General features: G+C 38.2%; 17 protein-coding genes and 2 tRNA genes. 12 read left to right on the top strand and 7 right to left on the bottom strand.

The annotated features are described in order from the left end of the window. Positions 1-7 precede the first annotated feature (7 nt). The 3 genes from MNY28_RS08490 to MNY28_RS08480 form a co-directional block, all read right to left on the bottom strand. Positions 8-955 carry a MoxR family ATPase gene (locus MNY28_RS08490; protein ID WP_151900811.1) on the bottom strand — a complete coding sequence of 316 codons (948 nt, stop codon included), beginning with the start codon at positions 953-955 and terminating at the stop codon, positions 8-10. Positions 956-1,025: 70 nt separating this feature from the next. Beyond that, a complete protein-coding gene (locus tag MNY28_RS08485) occupies positions 1,026-2,018 on the bottom strand; it encodes an LPP20 family lipoprotein (RefSeq protein WP_346389539.1) in 993 nt (330 codons plus the stop codon). Next, positions 2,015-3,016, bottom strand: coding sequence for a CsgG/HfaB family protein (locus MNY28_RS08480; protein WP_346389538.1), 1,002 nt, complete (start codon positions 3,014-3,016; stop codon positions 2,015-2,017). Before MNY28_RS08480 ends, MNY28_RS08485 begins: the two co-directional genes overlap by 4 nt. A 154-nt stretch (positions 3,017-3,170) precedes the next feature. Here MNY28_RS08480 and MNY28_RS08475 point away from each other — a divergent pair. The 4 genes from MNY28_RS08475 to rd all read left to right on the top strand — a co-directional run bounded on the left by MNY28_RS08475 (position 3,171) and on the right by rd (position 5,289). After that, a tRNA-Lys gene (locus MNY28_RS08475) sits at positions 3,171-3,246 on the top strand. Between the two features lie 98 nt (positions 3,247-3,344). Next, positions 3,345-3,419, top strand: a tRNA-Glu gene (locus tag MNY28_RS08470). A 77-nt stretch (positions 3,420-3,496) separates the two neighbouring features. Then, a complete protein-coding gene (locus MNY28_RS08465) occupies positions 3,497-5,092 on the top strand; it encodes a Na/Pi symporter (RefSeq protein ID WP_346389537.1) in 1,596 nt (531 codons plus the stop codon). A 35-nt stretch (positions 5,093-5,127) separates the two neighbouring features. Beyond that, entirely contained in the window at positions 5,128-5,289 is a 162-nt protein-coding gene (rd, locus tag MNY28_RS08460) for a rubredoxin (protein WP_151901536.1), read from the top strand. Between the two features lie 5 nt (positions 5,290-5,294). Here the strand turns inward: rd and MNY28_RS08455 are convergent, their stop codons facing one another. The 4 genes from MNY28_RS08455 to MNY28_RS08440 all read right to left on the bottom strand — a co-directional run bounded on the left by MNY28_RS08455 (position 5,295) and on the right by MNY28_RS08440 (position 9,449). Then, a complete protein-coding gene (locus tag MNY28_RS08455; protein WP_346389536.1) occupies positions 5,295-5,951 on the bottom strand; it encodes a TonB family protein in 657 nt (218 codons plus the stop codon). A 143-nt stretch (positions 5,952-6,094) separates the two neighbouring features. After that, positions 6,095-7,270, bottom strand: coding sequence for an ammonium transporter (locus MNY28_RS08450; protein ID WP_346389535.1), 1,176 nt, complete (start codon positions 7,268-7,270; stop codon positions 6,095-6,097). Between the two features lie 448 nt (positions 7,271-7,718). Further along, on the bottom strand, positions 7,719-8,057 hold the full coding sequence (locus MNY28_RS08445) for a P-II family nitrogen regulator (RefSeq protein ID WP_151900817.1): 339 nt from the start codon (positions 8,055-8,057) through the stop codon (positions 7,719-7,721). Positions 8,058-8,138: 81 nt separating this feature from the next. Further along, positions 8,139-9,449: an ammonium transporter gene (locus MNY28_RS08440; RefSeq protein WP_151900818.1), complete on the bottom strand. Its 1,311-nt coding sequence runs from the start codon at positions 9,447-9,449 to the stop codon at positions 8,139-8,141. Positions 9,450-9,647: 198 nt separating this feature from the next. Between MNY28_RS08440 and gyrA the strand changes: the two genes are divergently transcribed. The 8 genes from gyrA to MNY28_RS08400 all read left to right on the top strand — a co-directional run bounded on the left by gyrA (position 9,648) and on the right by MNY28_RS08400 (position 19,454). Next, positions 9,648-12,128, top strand: a complete 2,481-nt coding sequence (gyrA, locus tag MNY28_RS08435) for a DNA gyrase subunit A (RefSeq protein ID WP_346389534.1) — start codon at positions 9,648-9,650, stop codon at positions 12,126-12,128. Between the two features lie 44 nt (positions 12,129-12,172). Further along, positions 12,173-12,739: an LPP20 family lipoprotein gene (locus MNY28_RS08430; protein ID WP_151900820.1), complete on the top strand. Its 567-nt coding sequence runs from the start codon at positions 12,173-12,175 to the stop codon at positions 12,737-12,739. 383 nt (positions 12,740-13,122) lie between these two features. Next, positions 13,123-14,262, top strand: coding sequence for a sigma-54 dependent transcriptional regulator (locus MNY28_RS08425; protein WP_346389533.1), 1,140 nt, complete (start codon positions 13,123-13,125; stop codon positions 14,260-14,262). Positions 14,263-14,278: 16 nt separating this feature from the next. Then, positions 14,279-15,310 (top strand): aspartate-semialdehyde dehydrogenase, encoded by a 1,032-nt coding sequence (locus tag MNY28_RS08420; protein WP_346389532.1) that lies wholly within the window; start codon positions 14,279-14,281, stop codon positions 15,308-15,310. Continuing rightward, positions 15,311-15,829, top strand: a complete 519-nt coding sequence (locus MNY28_RS08415) for a YqhA family protein (protein ID WP_346389531.1) — start codon at positions 15,311-15,313, stop codon at positions 15,827-15,829. Between the two features lie 9 nt (positions 15,830-15,838). Beyond that, positions 15,839-16,879 carry a uroporphyrinogen decarboxylase gene (hemE, locus tag MNY28_RS08410; protein ID WP_346389530.1) on the top strand — a complete coding sequence of 347 codons (1,041 nt, stop codon included), beginning with the start codon at positions 15,839-15,841 and terminating at the stop codon, positions 16,877-16,879. Further along, positions 16,863-17,819 carry a radical SAM protein gene (locus MNY28_RS08405; protein WP_346389529.1) on the top strand — a complete coding sequence of 319 codons (957 nt, stop codon included), beginning with the start codon at positions 16,863-16,865 and terminating at the stop codon, positions 17,817-17,819. Before hemE ends, MNY28_RS08405 begins: the two co-directional genes overlap by 17 nt. Continuing rightward, positions 17,820-19,454: a Na/Pi symporter gene (locus MNY28_RS08400; protein WP_346389528.1), complete on the top strand. Its 1,635-nt coding sequence runs from the start codon at positions 17,820-17,822 to the stop codon at positions 19,452-19,454. Positions 19,455-19,716 lie beyond the last annotated feature (262 nt).

The raw sequence follows: 19,716 nt of genomic DNA, 5'->3' as shown, positions 1-19,716 counted from the left end.
GGCGACCTTATGGTATCGCTACAGTTTCAAGCACTTTTTGAATGATTTCATCTGTCGTGATACCTTCAGCCTCAGCCTCGTATGTAAGCACAATACGGTGACGCATCAACTCTTTTACGATATAAGCAACATCAACAGGAGTAACAAAGTCTTTGCCGCGCATAAATGCCATCGCCTTCACGGCTTTGAACATGTCTATACTCACACGGGGAGAAGCTCCGAACTGAATGTACTCTTTGACCTCTTCGAGTCCGTACTCTTCAGGATGTCTTGTTGCATTGACGAGTTCTATCATGTACTCTTCCACTTCTTCGTCTACATGTATATCGCGTACAACTTTTTTCAGCTCTTCAAGTTCGCTTTTATTCAAAACCGGATTGATTGTCTCAAAATTTCCGCTTGAAATTCTTCTTGCGATTTCAAGCTCTTCTTTTTTTGTGTTGTATCCGACGACAAGTTTAAGCATAAATCTGTCAAGCTGCGCTTCAGGGAGCTGATAGACGCCTTCTTGTTCTACTGGGTTTTGTGTTGCCATGACAAAAAACGGCAGATCAAGTTTAAATGTCGTATCACCGATTGTCACCTGCTTTTCCTGCATCACTTCAAGCAAAGCAGACTGCACTTTTGCCGGAGCACGGTTAATTTCATCCGCAAGCAAAAGATTTGTAAAAATCGGACCTTTTTTGATTTTAAACTGATTGTTCTGCGGGTCGTATATTTCAGCCCCCAAAATATCCGAAGGGAGTAAATCCGGTGTGAACTGTGCCCGCTTAAAGTCAAGCCCCAGAGCTTTTGAAAGTGCATTGACCGTTGTTGTTTTTGCCAGTCCAGGAACACCTTCTATAAGGATATGCCCTTCACACAACAGTGCAATCAGCAGAGAATCTATCATCTTTTCCTGCCCGACAACTACTTTTGCAACTTCTTTTTTTACCTCTTGTATTTTATTAATCATTTTTATACCTCAGTTATTACTATTTCTTTTTATTATTATTGCAAGTATATTCCCAAGAAGTAAACGGTTACTAAATACCAATATTTAACACTTTTGAAATGCCCTCTTTTTGTATGAGCGAATGAAGCTTTTTGACAAGATTCTGCCTGGCTATTTCATAACCCTGGGAAGACTGTCCGGTTACATGTATGACATTTTCTCCTAACACTTCCCCTTTATAGTTTTTCGTTACAAAAGATATTTCACTGCGGGCAAGCGTAAAACCGTACGCGCTTGCCTTTTTGATTTTTGCATGAATAAAAACAGTATAGTGCATGTTTGATTTCACATTTTTTATGATAAACTTTTGTTTGGTCAGGGCACTTCTGAGTGGTTCAGCCAGACTTTTCACATTGGAATTTACCCAAAAGCTGATATGTTTCAAAAGATAATCATACTCTTCATTTACTTTACTCATCCATGCTATGTATTTTGTGTCGTCAAAGCCTTTATGCAGCACTTTCATCACTATCAGAGCATTCTGTATATATGTAAATGATTTTTTCATCTTTTTATAATATGCCAAGCGTTTGAGGGCATCACATTTTTGTAAATTTTTGACTTTGCTCCTGTATATTTTCAGTTTTTGGTCCAGTTCATTTTTTAAGCCTTGAAACAACTTTTGTTTATTGACCTTTATAAGCACCGCATATCTTTTAAAGCCGAGTTTTTTTGTATGGAGTATTTCATATTCGCTGATTTTTATTTTTTCAACACTGCTTTGTGTTTCATTGATGTATGTTGCCTCGGAGCTGTTGACACTTCCCTCTTTTACAACTGTTTTTGCACGAAAATTTGATGAAACTGCTACATGTAATGTCGAGGCTAAAAGGCTCAAGGCATTCGTAATGGCATCTTGCTGATTTTCACCTTCCCCCAGTGCATAAAGTGTAGAACTGTCAGACTGTGGAGGTTGCATATACCATGACGGAAGCTCTTTTTTTGCAACAACAACTCTTTGCTTTGCAGCACAACCGCCTAAAAGCAGCCCTGTAATAAGAAAGAGTAGGCTTAATTTGTTCATCTGTTTAACTGCTCAAGTGTTTTTTTTCTTTTGGAGATAAGAGAGTTGATACGGACAACAGCCTCATTAATCTCCTCAACCGGCTCTATCATCAAATTGTCCGCATATTCATAGTACTCTTTCGCCTCTTCATATTTCCCCTGTGCCTCTTTTATCACACCCAAATCATAAAATGCCACATAACTTTTCATATTTGTCGCATCAATCAGCTCTTTCAAAAATTTTTCTGCTTTGTCATAACGCCCCTGCTCAATATATTTTAAAGAGATTTTCAAAAGTTTCTCTTGTTCATCTGTATAATCCAAATCAGGATCCTCAAGTAATTTTACATGAAATTTTCTGTAATGCGGAGTCAGCTTATAAATAAATGTATCTGCTATATCATCGGCAAGCTTTTGCGCCACCATCATTTTTGACGGGATCGCCCGCGAATCATCAGCACAGTGCTTAAATGAACTTGTTCTGCCTAAAGTATCAGCATAAATGATATCGCCTTTGGCAACATCCACTATTCTTACTTCTGCAGAAAGTCCTATAAGCCGTTTCATACAGCGCACACGGTATGTTTCGAGTTCTGTACATTTTCTATTTGCACAACGGACACGAGCCTCATAAAAATAACTGTCTTCTTTGGTAACAGGGCTTACATTTCCCGAAATAATAGCCTGCGCGCCTATCAGTTCTCCAACCTGGACAATCTTTTCATCATTGACAAGACCACTGTTTTGCAGTTTTTGCTCTGCTATAACTTTATTTATATCGTTTCTGCTGACAACAGTAAAATATTTTTTATTGTTTATCTCAAAATTAGAAAGCTTTGCCTCTATTTTTCTCGAAAGTCCTACTCTGTCATGTGTGAAATCTGTCACTGCTATTACTTTTGTTTGCGATATTCTGTCAATTTGTGCAGGCTCAAGTGCCTGTACAGTCACTTTCTGAGAACATCCGCTCATAAAAACAATAAAAAAAGCCATTAGTATATTTGTAATATTTTTCATAAAACTCCTCTTCGTGAAACGATTGTAGTTAAAAAGCATTTAATTGTAAATAAATCTATGCTTTCTTATAAAATTTATAAATTTTCACTCTTTTTTCTTGACATATCAATTGTATTTGTCTATAATTTCGACCTCTTAACAATAAGAGGCAAGAGTCCTGTTAGCTCAGCTGGTAGAGCACGTCACTTTTAATGATGTGGCCGATGGTTCGAATCCATCACAGGACACCATTTTTTTGTTATTTGCACCTCAGATTAAAGTTCACGTACCTTATGTACGATTCACTTTAAACTTCGGCACAACTAATCAAAAAACAACTACAAAAAGTGGCCCCGTCGTCTAGCGGTTAGGATCCATGGTTTTCATCCATGTTACAGGAGTTCGATTCTCCTCGGGGTCACCAACTTTACTCACTTTCAAACAATCATTAGAAATTTATGTCATAATAACATTATCCTATAAAGAGGGAACAACATAGTTATGCATTCATGGACTACACTTTCCCAGGCATTTGGGGGCATCGGTATTTTTATACTTGGTATGATTATCATGACCCAGGGTTTACATGCTCTTGCCGGAGATACTATCAGAAATGCTTTAATTCGTTTTACAAAAACACCCACTACCGGAGTTATAACAGGAGCTGTCAGTACCGCTGTTTTACAGTCATCAAGTGCTACAACAGTTGCTGCTGTAGGGTTTGTATCTGCAGGATTATTAACATTTCCCCAAGCACTCGGTATTATCTTTGGCGCAAATATCGGTACCACTATTACAGGATGGATGGTAGCACTTCTCGGATTTAAACTCAAACTGGGCACTCTGGTTTTGCCTTTTATACTTGTAGGGTCAAGTTTAAAACTTTTTTCAAAAGGAAAAGCAGCGGATATCGGTTTTGCCATTGCCGGATTTGGTCTGATTTTTGTCGGTATCAGCTTTATGCAAGAGGGCATGTCTGTCTATAAAGACATCATTTCACCTGAATACTTTCCGGGAGATTCTTTTTTTGGCCGATTTGAGCTCTTCTTACTTGGGATTCTTGTCACAATTATCACACAGTCATCAAGCGCAGGTGTTGCCGCGACACTCACAATGATTTACGGAGGTGCCATCAGTTTTGAGCAGGGAGCAGCCTTGGTAGTCGGCATGGATGTAGGTACAACAGTTACAGCGGCTTTAGCAACCATAGGTGGCTCTGCAGAAGTAAAAAGAACCGGCTTTTCACATGTTGTATACAATATATTTACCGGTATTGCCGCGCTTTTTTTAATAGCACCCTACACTCTGTTCTTTGAATCTTTCGCGCCCGGTTTTTTCATGCAACAGGCTGAAATTGTCTTAGTACTGTTTCATACTTTTTTCAACTTTTTAGGTGTCATTGCAATTATACCTTTTACAATACCTTTTGCGCATCTTATGGAAAAAATCATACCCGAACCAAAACAAAAGTATATACAGGATTTTGATCCTGCATTACTTGAAAATATCCCTTTGGCTTTGAGTGTTGTGCAAAAATCTCTTGAAAATGAATTCAAAACGTTATTGCGGTATATGCTCTATTTACTTGGAGCGAAAAAAAATGCACACAAAATCAATCTGCATACTTTTGACAAGCTTTTAGATGAAACACAGAATTTCTTAGACAAAATTAATTTAAAAAATACACAGGATGCAAACTGGCAACGGCTTATCAGTCTCATTCATGTTATTGACCATCTGCAACGGCTTTTTGACCGATGCCGTGAAGATGAGCACAAAGCACTGTTTCTTCAGTCATCACCCTTGTTGGTATTAGAAAAAAATCAATTTATTGGGCTTATTCAAACAAGTCTGCAACTCCTTGAAAAAACATCCTTACAGGAACTAGCCAATTATACACAGCAGAGCAACTATGACATTGACAGGAAAACAGAACAAAAGAGAGAAGAAATAACACTGTTAATGGCCGACGGGACAGTTAGCATAGATGAGGGCACCTACCACTTAGAAGCAATTCGGTGGCTGCAACGTTCATCGGTACACATTACACGTATTGCATATCATCTGCAACAGGCACTGCTCAATGCAGGAAAATAAGATATAATAAGTAACAGGAGCCAGTTATGGATAAATTGCAAAAATATAAATGTGTGTTTTGCGGTCATATTTATGACCCGAAAATCGGTGATGAAAAAAGTGGCATTCCTCCCGGAACAGCTTTTGAGGATCTTCCTGAGAACTGGAAATGTCCGGGTTGCGGTGCCCAAAAAGAGTATTTCAAGCCTGTTGAGTAAAACTGTTATTGGAGAGAGTATCGAATCGGTACACTCAACATTATATCTGTTTTCGGCTTTGGAAACTTTCCTGAAAGCTCAGCGATTGTTTTAATCGCCGCACGCGTCAAGATACCACTGCTTGAAGATATTGTTGTAATTTGTATAACAGTAGCATCTTTTAACAGCATAAAGCGAACAGTAACAGAACCCTGTATGCCTCGCTTACGTGCCATTCGCGGATAGTAGAGGTTTTCTTTTATCAATTGGGCAATCTGTGCCAGATTTTCCTGCAAATACGCTTCTTTCTCACTCACCTTTTTTTCAACAGTTTTTTTTGTCCTCTTTTCCCTGCGAAGATTTTCTTCTGCAACAGGCATGTTTTTCACGACTTCTTCTACTTTTTTTTCCGGTTTCTCTTCTGCTGTTTGTTCTATTCTTTTTTCCGGTTTTGTCTTTTCTTCAATCTTTGTCTCTTTTATTGTTTCTTCTTTCTTTTTAATCTGTTTTTTTAAAGGAATTTTTTTCTTAATTTTCTTGGGTTTTTGTTGGGTTTTTTGTTTTTTGGGAGGAATCACTTTTTTATGTTGCGGGATTTTTTTCGCTTTTTTTTCAGAGATAACTTTTTTTCTCTCTTTTTTCTTCTTGTGTGTTTCTTCAGCCTGTTGTTTAATACATCTCAAATTTACACACACTCTTTTTTCTTCTTCAACAAATGCGGCAGATGAGACCACATACTTATAAACACCAAACAGGCTCAGCAGAATAAGCGCATGAACGAGCAAAGAAAGAAAAAGAGACTTTGAGTGATTAAGCATACATTATTTTAAATGGCGCGTTTAAATTCAGGATAGGCTTCAACGCCAACCTCATTGACATCAAGCCCCTCTACCTGAATATCATCCTCTGCTCTGAATGCAACAATCTTGTTGATAATGTAAATAACAATATAGGAACTCACAAATGCAAAAACTCCGATGACTACAATCCCTTTGAGTTGTGAAACCAGTGACACTTTATCAACAAAAATACCAACAGCGAGTGTACCCCAAATACCGTTGACAAGGTGAACAGAAAGTGCACCTACAGGATCATCAAGTTTTAATTTGTCAAACATTGGTACAGCAAAAACAACAAGTGCACCGCCAATGGCACCAATCAGGATTGGTGTGTACATGTCATACAAATCAGGTCCTGCAGTAATTGCAACAAGCCCTCCTAATGCACCGTTTAATATCATTGTGATATCTAAAAGCTTATAGCGTGCATACATGATAACAGCTGCAATGATTGCACCCGCCAAACCTGCCGTATTAGTATTCATAATCGTTTTTGCAACCGTATCGGCATTTTCGATACTTGAAATAGAACCGACACTGCCACCGTTAAATCCGAACCATCCTATCCATAAAAGAAGTGCTCCAAGAACCACAAGCGGTACATTTGATGCAGGTATCACTTTTATTTTCCCGTCTTTGTATCTGTCTTTTCTTGGTCCCATAATCAAAATCGCAGCCAGCAATGCCCAGCCTCCGGTGGAGTGAATAACAGTTGAACCTGCCAAATCATACATGTCAATATCCAACACTGTTCCCGCAAGAAGATCAGCGCCCCAGCTTACATTAACAATCAAAGGATAAATAACAGCACCCATAACAACCGTAAATATCATCAGTGGTATAATTTTTACACGCTCACTCACTCCACCACTCATAATATTTATAGTTTTACCGACAAATGCCATCTGAAACAAAAATGCCGCCCATATACTCATAGAAGAGTTTTCCCAGGAACCAAACGCAAGAGAGTAGCCGACAAGTAAAAATGCCATAGATGCTACCGCATAAATCATGGTATTTACCGTCAAAACAGAAGAGACATTTTTTGTTCTTACCAGTCCGGCTTCAAGCATGGCAAAACCCGGAACCATTAAAATAATCAAAACCATAGAAAAAAGTGTAAAGAAAGTATCCAGTATGTATTTGAAATCAGCTTCAGACATTATAAACCTTTAACCCGGATTATGCAACAGAAAACTCAAGAAAGTCTCTATCATTGTACCCAAGGCACATTCATAAAATTATTGACCAACCAAAAAGGTTGGCACAACAATTTTCTAAACATCCCTTGGACACAAGCATAGAACCTACTTATTATTTTCTATTGCATAATTCGGGTTTAAATTGAACTTAAAAGCTGAGTGTAGCAAAATCTTTATATTTTAAAAATTAAATCATTATTTTTAAATGCTAAAGAAGTCAATATGTGGATTTTCTACTCCTTGTAAAGGAGTCGGCTTGAGTGCCATAGCGGCCAGCGAAGCCAAAGGGGGTGGGATACCGCCATTAAGTTAAGCATTTTTTTGCAACGCGGACTTCAGTCCTGGCTGAAAGTGGCAAGACATTGCAACAGCCGGTACTGAAGTACCGGTTCCGAGAAAGCATTATTGTTTAGATAGCTTCCTCGTCAGTTTCACCTGTACGAATTCTGATAATTTTTTCTATGTCACTTACAAAAATCTTACCGTCTCCGATTTTACCTGTACGTGCTGCTTCAACAATTGTTGCCGTAACCTGTTCTACCATGTCTGCTGTAACAACCATTTCCATTTTTATTTTCGGTAAAAAATCAACCACATACTCGGCACCGCGGTACAATTCGCTATGCCCTTTTTGACGGCCATAGCCTTTTACTTCACTTACTGTCATACCGTCAATACCGATTTCTGCCAGTGCATCTTTTACATCTTCCAGTTTAAATGGTTTGATAACCGCTTCTACTTTTTTCATTATCACTACTCCAAAGTTTTATTATTTATCAATTGTAACCATTTTTGATTACAAAATCAATACACTAATCCCAAAAAGAGATTAGTTATTCATGTATCTTTCACCTTGAACAGATTCATCCAGACCCATTGTTTCTTCATCTTCACTTACACGTGAACCACCAGTCAATGCAGTAGCAACATAGTAAACAACAACAGTACCGATAAGAGTGAACAGTCCAACAATAACAACAGACTCAACCTGAACAATAAACTGTCCTATTCTGTCACCTGATTCTTTCAGCGGTCCGTCCCATAACAGGTCATTGTCTTTTAAAGCCAAAAGACCGGTTGCAAGTGCACCAAACAAACCAGCTAAAAAGTGAACACCGAATGCATCCAAAGAGTCATCATAACCAAGTTTCTTTTTAAGCACAGTCACACCCCAAAAAGCGAAGAGCGTTCCAACGATACCAACGATAAAAGCACCACCCACACCAACAAATCCGGCAGCAGGCGTAATAGCGACAAGTCCAGAAACAGCACCTGTAGCAAGTCCCAGCAATGTAGGCTTTTTATAAATAACCCACTCAGCAAGCATCCATGTAATAGCAGCTGCGGCAGTTGCTATCGTTGTAGTCAGGAGTGCTACACCGGCAATGGCATTCGCTCCAAATGCAGACCCTGCATTGAATCCGTACCAGCCAAACCATAAAAGAGCTGCACCAAGCGCAGTCAAAAGCACTGTAGCAGGTTTCATTGCAGACTTAGGATATCCGACACGTTTGCCAACAAGAACAGCAAGAACCAAACCGGCCAGACCACCATTCATATGGACAACTGTACCACCGGCAAAGTCTAAAGCACCTAAATCAAAGAGATAAGCACCGTCTCCACCCCAAACCATATGAGCAACAGGAGCATACACGACAAGTCCCCAAAGAGCCACAAATACCAGCCATGTAGAGAATTTAATACGTTCTATAACCGAACCTGCAGCAATAGCTACCGTAATAGCTGCAAATGTACCCTGAAATGCCACAAATACATAGGTAGGATATGTTCCGCTTAAATCATGCCAGCTGATTCCGTTTAAGAAGACATTACCGAATCCACCCATTACATTCTGAACAGCGGCAGACTCTGCTGTACCAAATGCTATAGAATAACCGGCAGCAATCCAAACGACAAATGCAACTACAAACGCTCCAAAAACCATAGCGTATGTATTGAGTACATTTTTACTTCTTGTCATACCTGCATAAAACAGTGCAAGACCTGCAGGTGTCATCAATAATACTAATGCAGTTGACATCATCATCCATGCTGTATCACCTGTATCAAGTGTTGCTGTATCCTCCGCAAATACGAATGTTGGTAAAGCAAATAAAAATGCTAATAACCATTTCTTCATGTGAATCCTTTTGTTGAATATTTTCAAAACAAAGTATAGAATAATTACATCTTTTTTTTCAGCTTAAACTGATTAATTTTTAAGCAGCTTTTACAATTCCTCTATTATTTATTCAATTACACAAAAATTCATCAGTTTTAAACATTTTATTAAGCGACAATAAGATAATATATATAAATTTAAATTTTAGGTGTTTCAATGAGCAACTTGTTAAACAATGGTGATATACAAAGTATAAATATAGAAGAAACTCTTCAAAACAGCTATCTTGATTACTCTATGAGTGTTATTGTCGGTCGTGCCTTGCCTGATGTAAGAGACGGGCTCAAACCTGTTCATAGAAGAATTCTTTATGCAATGGACAAACTCAATCTCTCATTTGGTGCAAAGTATAAAAAATCAGCACGTATCGTCGGTGATGTTATCGGTCAGTACCACCCTCACGGAGATACAGCTGTTTATGATGCACTCGTGCGAATGGCGCAGGATTTTTCCATGCGGATGGAACTTGTAGACGGACAGGGAAACTTCGGTTCGGTTGACGGTGACTCAGCTGCTGCAATGCGTTATACGGAAGCCCGTATGACAAAATATGCAAGTGAACTTTTAAAAGATTTGGAAAAGAACACTGTCAATATGATAGACAACTATGACGGTACAACAAAAGAGCCGGATGTAATGCCGACACGTGTGCCGAACCTTTTAATAAACGGTTCTTCAGGGATTGCGGTCGGTATGGCAACAAACATTCCTCCCCACAACCCTACTGAAATTATGAACGGACTCAAAGCACTCCTGGAAAATCCCAATATTACACTTTCTGAAATCATGGAACATATCAAAGCGCCTGATTTTCCGACAGGCGGCATTATATTTGGGAAAAAAGGGATTATGGATGCCTATGAAACAGGGCGTGGCCGTATAAAAGTACGTGCAAAAACACATATTGAGAAAAAAGGAAACAAAGACGTCATTGTCATTGATGAACTTCCTTATCAGGTAAACAAAGCCCGTCTTATTGAAAACGTTGCCAATTTGGTTAAAGACAAGATGATAGACGGGGTAAGCGAAATCAGAGATGAGTCCGACCGGGACGGTATGCGCGTTGTCATTGAGCTCAAACGTGACACAATCAGTGAAATTGTTTTAAATAATTTATTTAAACAAACTGCAATGCAGACAACCTTCGGTATCATAATGCTCTCCATTTTAAATCAGGAACCAAGAATTTTTGGTCTTATTGACATACTCAAGCATTTTATCAACCACCGAAAAACTATTATTATCCGTCGTACAATTTTTGATTTGGAAAAAGCAAAAGCGCGTGCACATATTTTGGAAGGTTTGAAAAAAGCAATAGATATTATTGATAAAGTCATTCGCACTATCCGTGCTTCCACAAATGAAGAAGAAGCAAAAGAAAACCTGGTAACAGAGTTCGATTTTTCAGAAATCCAGGCTGCAAGCATTGTTGCAATGCGTCTTGGTCGTCTTACAGGACTTGAAATTGAAAAAATAGAAAATGAATTGGCAGAACTTATGAAACAAATTGAGTTTCTTGAGTCAATTCTACAAAGTGAAAAAGTGCTGCACGGTATAATAGGTGATGAATTTGATGAAATTTTACAAACATATACCACAAAACGAAGAACTGACATCGAAGATGACTATGATGATATAGACATAGAAGACCTGATTCCCAATGAACCGATGGTTGTTACAATTACACACAGAGGATACATCAAGCGTGTACCGCTTGCAAGCTATGAAAAGCAAAAACGCGGAGGCAAAGGAAAAACTGCTGTCACAACCTATGAAGATGACTTTATAGAAAACTTCTTTACATGTAATACGCACGATACGCTCCTTTTTGTGACAGACAGAGGACAACTCCACTGGCTGAAAGTCTATCGTATACCTGAAGGAAGTCGTACAGCCAAAGGAAAAGCTGTTGTCAATTTACTTAATTTAATGGCGGATGAGCAAATTCAGTCTATTATTCCGACAACTGATTTCAGCGAAGAGAAATCTTTGGTCTTCTTTACAAAAAACGGAATTGTCAAACGAACAAATTTAAGCGAATTCAGCAATATCAGAAGCAACGGTGTCAGAGCAATTGTTCTTGATGATGATGATGCGCTCATTACAGCAAAAATTGCGGACAAAAGCATTAAATACCTCTTTATTGTGACAAAACTTGCACAGTGCATCAAATTTGAAATTGAAAAAACCCGGGAACAGGGACGCAGTACACGTGGAGTAAGAGGGATTAAGTTCAAGTACGAAGGTGATGAAGTCGTCGATGCAAACATTATAGCAAGTGATGATCAGGAGATTTTGATTGTCGCTGAAAAAGGGATAGGAAAACGTACGGATGCAGGAGAGTACAGACTGACAAACCGTGGCGGTTCCGGTGTCATTGCCATGAAAATGACTGCAAAAACAGGCAAACATATTGTCGGCTGCCTAATGGTAGATGAGGGCATGGATATGATGGCGCTCACAAAAGCCGGTAAAATGATACGTGTTGATATGCAGACAATCTCCAAATCAAGCAGAAACACTTCCGGGGTCTATATAGTAAAAGGGGATGAAGTTGTCAGTATTTCACGCTGTCCGAAAGAAGAAAAAAGCGAAGAGGATGAGGAAGACACATCTCCTTCTTTAGACTTGGAATAGTAATTGCTGAAAGTCAAATACTACTTAATAAAGAGGAACTTAGCATGAAAAAAAATATCATTACAGGAAGTGTTATTGCTATCTTAGCATTAGGATTTTCAGCCTGTGCCTATAAACAACAGTGTGGCACTGACGAATGTGGTCATTCATATATAGATAGAACATACAGAAGTTACAACACTACTAAACAATGTAATGCACAAAAGCCGCCGATAGTGAAACAAAAAGTAAAAACTATTCAAACAGCAAAAAAAACATTACCGACACTACCTAAGAACACACAAGTTCTGCAGTGTAACAAACCGCTCAGAATCAGCGTTGTAGGGCAAGGTGTTGCACCATGCAATGGAGCATGTTCACCAGCACAAGCCTTAGCCTTAGCAAAAAGAGCTGCCATAGCAGATGCATATCGTCTTATTGCAGAAAAAGTAAAAGGTGTGTACGTAGAGGGAAATGATTATGTGAAGAATATGATGATTAAAAAATCAACAATTCGTACACATGTGGCAGCATGTTTAAGAAATACTAATATAGTAGAGACAAGCTTTAAAGATGGTCTATGTCAAGTAGAAATGGAAATAAAGCTTAAATATGCGGATATTATTCGTTAATTTTATTCTACTTTCTACTTTAGCATACGCTGACTTTTACTACATATCCTATAAATATGTGGTAAAAGATTTTCAACTTTATAATGAACAAATTCTTGTTTCAAAAGCAATGCAGTCCTGTTCTGGCAGCATCAGTCAATCTGTAATCTTTCAAAAAGAAAACAATAAAACATTTGAAAAGTTCATAAAAGAAAAAAAAGAAAAAATGATTGATTTTTTCCAGAAACTCGGACTACATGTAAAGAGTTATGACTCTTTTGATACAGTAAATTCACATACAAATACCACAATTACTTTTTTCACACAATGCTTCAAAGTCGATTTTAATGATAATTTTGTTAGAATATCAGCTTTAAAATAGCCGAATAAAAACAGGACTTTTTGTGAAAATAGCCATAGTCGAAGATGATATCAATATGCGTAAATCTCTTGAAATTGCTATGGGCGATTACAAAGAGTTTAGAGTAAAAACATTTAAAAATGCCAAAGATGCACTCAAAGTCCTTGATGACAGTTTTGATCTGGTCATTACCGATATCAATATGCCCGGAATGGACGGCATAGAATTTGTCAAAGAACTGGGCGGCAGATACGAAGTTATTATCATGACAGGGAATGCAACACTGAGTCGGGCTATTGAATCTATCCATCTTGGTGTCAAAGATTTTTTGCTCAAACCTTTTGATGTAGACACGCTTGTCGATGCGATTAAACGCGAGGCAGTTGTCCAAAAAGTAAAAAAATCGGCGCAAAAAAGCAAAAAAACGACGAATGATTTTTTGGGCTCGTCTGAAGCACTTACAAAAGTTTTAGGCATTGCCCAAAAGGCTTCCAAAACAGATGCAAGTATTTTGCTTTTGGGAGAAAGCGGTGTCGGCAAAGAAGTTTTTGCTTCTTATATACACAAAAACTCTCCAAGAGCAAAAAAACCCTTTATTGCTATCAATATGGCGGCAATTCCTGAGAACTTGATAGAGAGTGAGCTTTTTGGCTTTGAAAAGGGGGCATTTACCGATGCGACCGAAGCTAAAGCGGGACAGTTTGAACTGGCAAACGGAGGAACACTCTTTTTGGATGAGATAGGGGAAATGCCCTATGGTGTTCAGGCAAAGCTGCTTCGGGCCCTACAGGAAAAAGAGGTGCGCAGACTTGGCTCTGCAAAAGCCATTAAAATAGACATACGCGTCGTTTCGGCAACAAACGCAAATTTAAACGAGAAGATAAAAAAAGGAGAATTCAGAGAGGACCTGTATTACAGACTCAATACTATTCCTCTCCATATTCCACCTTTGAGAGAAAGAAAAGACGAAATATTGGAAATTGCACAAAAGATGATTGCACACAACTGTCAAAAGTATGGTTTTGATACAAAAAGGCTCTCTGCTGAGGCAGAAAGTGAGCTTTTATCATATACCTGGCCCGGAAATATTCGAGAGTTGCTTTCAGTAGTGGAGCGTTCTGTCATACTCAGTGAAACCAGTGAAATTCAAAAAGACGAACTTTTTTTAAATAACAGAAAATAGAACAGGAGAAAATTGAATGAAAAAATATAATGTAGCTGTTGTCGGTGCAAACGGTGCTGTCGGTGAAGAGATTTTAAGAGTATTGGAAGAAATTGATTTTCCTCTTAAAAAACTGGTACCGCTTGCAAGTGCAAGAAGCGTCGGCAAGCAGGTAGAGTTTAACAAGGAAAGCTTTGATATTATAGAACTGACACATGATGTCTTTGAAAAAGAAGAGGTGGATATTGCCCTCTTTAGTGCCGGAGGCAGTGTCAGCGCAGAATTTGCCCCTTCCGCAGTTGCAGCAGGTGCTGTTGTAATTGACAACACCTCTCACTTCAGAATGGATCCTAATGTTCCTCTTGTTGTCCCTGAGGTCAATCCTCAGGATATTGCGCAATGGAAAGAAACAGGTATTATTGCCAATCCAAACTGTTCCACTATCCAAATGGTACAGGCACTCAAACCTCTTGACGAAGCATATGATTTGGTTCGTGTTGATGTTGATACATACCAGGCAACCAGCGGTGCAGGAAAATCTGCCATGGAGGAACTTGTCAGTCAAATGCAGGCATTTTTTGCTTTTAAACTCGATGAAGCAGAGCACAAGGCATTCAACCATCAGATTGCACTCAATGTCATCCCTCAAATTGATGTATTTACAGACAACGGTTACACGAAAGAAGAGATGAAAATGGTGAATGAGACAACAAAAATCATGCACAAAGAAATTGCTCTGAGCGCTACCTGTGTTCGTGTACCTACTCTTCGCGGTCATGCAGAATCAATCACTATGACTTTTGATTCTAAAATAGATGCAAACGAAGCAAGAGAAATCCTAAAAAAAGCACCCAACATAGTGGTTTTGGACAATCCTGATGAAGCACTCTACCCTATGCCTGCTGCATGTATAGACAAAAATGAAACATTTGTCGGACGTATCAGAAATGACCTCTTTTCCAATAATATGCTGCATATGTTTGTCGTTGCAGACAATTTAAGAGTAGGCGCTGCTACAAATGCAGTAAGAATTGCCCAAAAATGGATAGAGATGGAAGAAGGATCGTAAATGATTGAAAAAATCTTTGAAAGCGGACTCTGGAGTTCGCGCTTTATGGTTTTAATGGCCGTAATTTTCGGTCTGATCGGAGCTGTAGCGCTTTTTATTGTTGCAAGTTTTGATATATATGATACAGCTAAACTTGTAATAAACACCTATGTGAACCATCATCACCCGGAGCACTTTCATGAACTGGTTGTCGGCGGAATTATAGGTGCCGTGGATTTATATCTTATCGGCGTTGTTATGCTGTTGTTTTCTTTCGGATTGTATGAATTGTTTATCTCGGATATTGATGCGGCAAGAGAAGATACTACAAGAGAAAATAAAATTTTGTCTATTCACTCGCTTGATCAACTCAAAGACAAAATATCCAAAGTAATTGTGATGGTTTTGGTTGTAGGCTTCTTTAAAAAAGTGGGACTTGCAAGCTACCAGACACCGTTAGAATTACTCTATTTGGCTTTATCTATTACTGCCGTTGCTGTCGGTTTGTATTTTTTAAGTAAAGTCGGACACAATCACTAAGGAAAAAAAATGGGAATAAAAAATAAAATATTTGTAGATGCATGTTTTGGGAAAGAGACACCATACACTCCCGTATGGATGATGAGACAGGCGGGGCGTTATCTGCCGGAGTATATGGCAGTACGTGCCAAAGCAGGAGATTTTTTAAATCTTTGTCACAATCCGGAAATGGCCTGTGAAGTCACTCTTCAGCCTGTAGATATAGTTGGTGTTGATGCGGCTATACTTTTTAGCGATATCCTTGTAATTCCTGATGAAATGGGTATGGATTTGTCATTTGTCAAAGGAGAAGGCCCGAAATTTTCTGACCCGATTAAGAATGAGGAAGATATAGACAGGCTCACAGGCGGGGAAGAAGCTGCGAGCAAACTTACCTATGTGTATGACACCATCAAACTCATTAAAACAAAGCTTGCCCAAGACAAAGCGCTTATTGGTTTTACAGGTTCCCCGTGGACACTTGCAACATATATGATAGAAGGACAGGGAACAAAAACATACAATGTATGCAAAAAAATGATGTATTCAAACCCTGAACTTCTGCACAAAATTCTTGCAAAAGTGACTGAGGTCGTAAAACTTTACATGCAAAAACAGATAGAAGCAGGCATAGATGTTGTACAGATTTTTGACTCTTGGGCTGCTGCGATTGAGCCAAACAAATATGATGAGTTTTCCTGGAAATATATGGTAGAAATTGCCGAATATCTAAAAGAAAAATATCCCCATATTCCTGTAATTATGTTTCCCAAAGGCATTCCTGCATTTTTGGATAAAATATACGGCAATTTCGATGTTTTCGGTGTTGACTGGTCCACACCTATGGAACTGGCCAAAGAAAAACTCGGTGACAAATATGTTCTTCAGGGCAATATGGAGCCATGCCGCCTGTACTCAAAAAAGGCAACAACTGAGGCAGTAGAAGAGATTCAAAAAACTATGCAGGGAAAACGCCATATATTCAACCTGGGTCACGGAATCCTTCCGGATGTTCCTGTTGAAAATGCAAAGCACTTCATACAAGAGTGCCACCGTGTCAGCAAAAAATAATATTATCTTCGGACCTGTCAACTCACGCCGTTTCGGTATGAGTTTGGGTGTGGATCTTTCACCATCAGCAAAACAGTGCAATTTTGACTGTCTTTACTGCGAACTGGCACCAAGCGCGACAGTGAAAGAACAGACACTTATCGTTTCAATTGATGAAATTATTACTGAACTGCATAAGCACCTTCATGATAAAATAGATGTCATAACACTGACTGCCAATGGAGAACCTACACTCTACCCTCACCTTGACAGACTTATTGATGCTATAAATGAGATAAAAGAAGATACTCAAACATTGATACTGACAAACAGTGCTACGCTTGTTAATGAAAAAGTTTTCAACTCCCTTTTAAAACTTGACCAGGTAAAACTTTCTCTTGATGCTGTAAGCCATGAAATATTTAAAAAGATAGACAGACCCCATCCTTCTATCAAGATAGAAAATGTTGTCCAAAAAGTTATAGATTTTTCTCAAGAATATCGAGGAAAACTTTTTATAGAGATTCTCTTTGTACATGGCTTGAATGATACAAAAGAGGAGATACAAAAACTAAATGAAGTTTTGCATAAAATAAAATGTCAGAGAGTAGATATCGGTACGATAGACAGACCTCCGGCCTACCCTGTGACAGGAATAAGCTACAAAGAGCTGCATACCATAGCCCTTATGTTTGATGCCGATTTACCCATCCATATAGCTTCACGACTCCATGCAGAGCCAAACAACTCCTATTATACAAAAGAAGATGTACTCAATACTTTAGACAAGCGTCCTTTGACTCCGGAGGATATTGCTCTGCTTTTTGATGAAAAAAGCAGAGAGAACCTGAACAATTTGCTTACATGTAATGCTGTCATGGTTAAAAAGGTCGGAAATTTAGAATTTTATGTTCCCGCCGACAATCTGAAAAGAAAGCGTCAACCTGGCAACGGACACTAGATGGAGCATTATAAGATTTGGATTGAAGCCTTTTCCGGTTTGGGACTTTTCCTCTTCGGAATGCTTTACCTTGAAGAACAAATCAAATCTTCCGCAGGGTATACTTTTAAGCGATTTGTCCAAAATGCAACAAAAACACATTTTAAAAGCCTGCTTACAGGAATCTTTTCCACAGCTGTATTTCAAAGCTCTTCCGTAGTGACACTTATGGCTCTTTCTCTTGTCGGAGCCCAGCTGATGAGTTTGCAAAGCAGTATAGCCATTATACTCGGAAGCAATATAGGAACAACTGTCACTGCATGGATTGTTGCTGTTATCGGCTTTAACATGGATATAAAACTGCTCTCCTATGCTGTTATAGGAATAGGAGGCATGGGACAGGTCTTAAGTTCTGACACATCCAAATGGAAAAACTATTTTGGTGTTTTGGTTGGTTTTGGTCTTATATTTTTAGGGCTTGAGGGAATGAAAGAGAGTTTTAGTGACAGTGCCCAAAACTTTGATATGACCGCATATCAGTTTTCGACACCCTACTGGTATGCTTTAATAGGACTCGTTTTAACCGCTGTCATACAATCAAGTTCAGCTTCCATAGCCATTGCACAAAGTGCGCTTTACACACATGTAATCGGTTTTGAAGCTGCAGCTGCTTTTGTAATTGGAACAAATATAGGAACAACCGTAACAGCTTTACTTGGCAGTATTGGCGGTATTGCGGATAAAAAAAGAGTGGCACTGGCCCATTTGCTTTTCAATGTCTCAACCGGAGTTATCAGTTTACTCTTTTTATATCAATTGATTAGTTTGGTAAATTTTGCATTTCCGCATACAGACGGCGTTATAAAAATTGCAATTTTTCATACCTTGTTTAACATACTGGGCGTTCTTATCTGGTATCCTTTTATATCATTTTTAACGGCATTTACACAAAAATACTTTCACCAGACACAGGACAAAGTTACAAAATTTATATGTAATGTATCTACAGAAGTTCCACAAATTGCTATAGAAGCACTCAAAAAAGAGATAGAGCATCTTTTGAAAAAAGTTCAGGAGTTTGCCCTGCTTGCCATCAATGTGCCTCCGTCAAAAGTTCTTGACGAGCATATGGCGATAGATAAAATTTTAGATAAATACACCCACAGTTTTAATGTAGAATTTGAAAAAGTATATGAAAAAATACGTCTTTTGGAAGGTGAAATATACCGTTATGCCTCTGAACTTTCTGCTGTCAATAATGATGAAGAGTACAATGACAAGCTAAACAGACTCATAAAAGAAGTCAATTATCTTGCCACTGCCGCTAAAGTCATAAAAGATATGCTCTATGATTTGGATTATTTTTATAATGCACATACAAAAGAAGAACAGCAGTTTTACAAAAACATACGCTATCAAATACTCAAAAATATTCAGGCTTTTAACAAAGCCATCCAGGGAGATGAAGATTCCATGAAAGAGATGGATGAAATTTACAAAAGAATTGCAGATGCTTACAGAAAAAGCACTCTTATAATAAAAGATATTGCAAGAAACCATAGTATCAAATCTGATGTGACGACTATGGCAATCAATGACATGCACTCAGTAAAGAGTTTTTCAAAGTCTATGTACAATATACTGAAATTAAACTAATTCTAAAATTTAAAAAAACAATCTAATTTTATTTCTTCAAATAAAAGCATACTTATAGATTCTTTTTTTTTATATACTGCGTGCAGGGGCATACTGACTGACTTTAGATCCTCTTTTTATATGAATGATTATCATAATTATTTAAATTCTTATAATATAATAAAATCTGATATATAATTATTTATAATCTCCGGTTTATTTTACTGTACTTAAATAATTAAATATTATTTAAGAAAAGATTTTCAGTCTTATTTGATAAGAT

The organism is Sulfurimonas sp. NWX367, from assembly GCF_039667065.1.
In the GTDB taxonomy this organism is placed as follows: Bacteria; Campylobacterota; Campylobacteria; order Campylobacterales; family Sulfurimonadaceae; genus Sulfurimonas; species Sulfurimonas hydrogeniphila.
This window is presented reverse-complemented; position numbering and strand designations above follow the sequence as displayed.

Bases quoted from the DNA above. Each gene is read 5' to 3' on its own strand.
- MNY28_RS08445 (WP_151900817.1), bottom strand. From the start codon at position 8,057: ATGAAAAAAGTAGAAGCGGTTATCAAACCATTTAAACTGGAAGATGTA.
- gyrA (WP_346389534.1), top strand. From the start codon at position 9,648: ATGAGCAACTTGTTAAACAATGGTGATATACAAAGTATAAATATAGAA.
- MNY28_RS08480 (WP_346389538.1), bottom strand. From the start codon at position 3,016: ATGAAAAATATTACAAATATACTAATGGCTTTTTTTATTGTTTTTATG.
- hemE (WP_346389530.1), top strand. From the start codon at position 15,839: ATGGGAATAAAAAATAAAATATTTGTAGATGCATGTTTTGGGAAAGAG.
- MNY28_RS08400 (WP_346389528.1), top strand. From the start codon at position 17,820: ATGGAGCATTATAAGATTTGGATTGAAGCCTTTTCCGGTTTGGGACTT.
- MNY28_RS08450 (WP_346389535.1), bottom strand. From the start codon at position 7,270: ATGTCTGAAGCTGATTTCAAATACATACTGGATACTTTCTTTACACTT.
- MNY28_RS08430 (WP_151900820.1), top strand. From the start codon at position 12,173: ATGAAAAAAAATATCATTACAGGAAGTGTTATTGCTATCTTAGCATTA.
- MNY28_RS08465 (WP_346389537.1), top strand. From the start codon at position 3,497: ATGCATTCATGGACTACACTTTCCCAGGCATTTGGGGGCATCGGTATT.
- MNY28_RS08415 (WP_346389531.1), top strand. From the start codon at position 15,311: ATGATTGAAAAAATCTTTGAAAGCGGACTCTGGAGTTCGCGCTTTATG.
- MNY28_RS08490 (WP_151900811.1), bottom strand. From the start codon at position 955: ATGATTAATAAAATACAAGAGGTAAAAAAAGAAGTTGCAAAAGTAGTT.
- MNY28_RS08440 (WP_151900818.1), bottom strand. From the start codon at position 9,449: ATGAAGAAATGGTTATTAGCATTTTTATTTGCTTTACCAACATTCGTA.
- MNY28_RS08485 (WP_346389539.1), bottom strand. From the start codon at position 2,018: ATGAACAAATTAAGCCTACTCTTTCTTATTACAGGGCTGCTTTTAGGC.
- MNY28_RS08420 (WP_346389532.1), top strand. From the start codon at position 14,279: ATGAAAAAATATAATGTAGCTGTTGTCGGTGCAAACGGTGCTGTCGGT.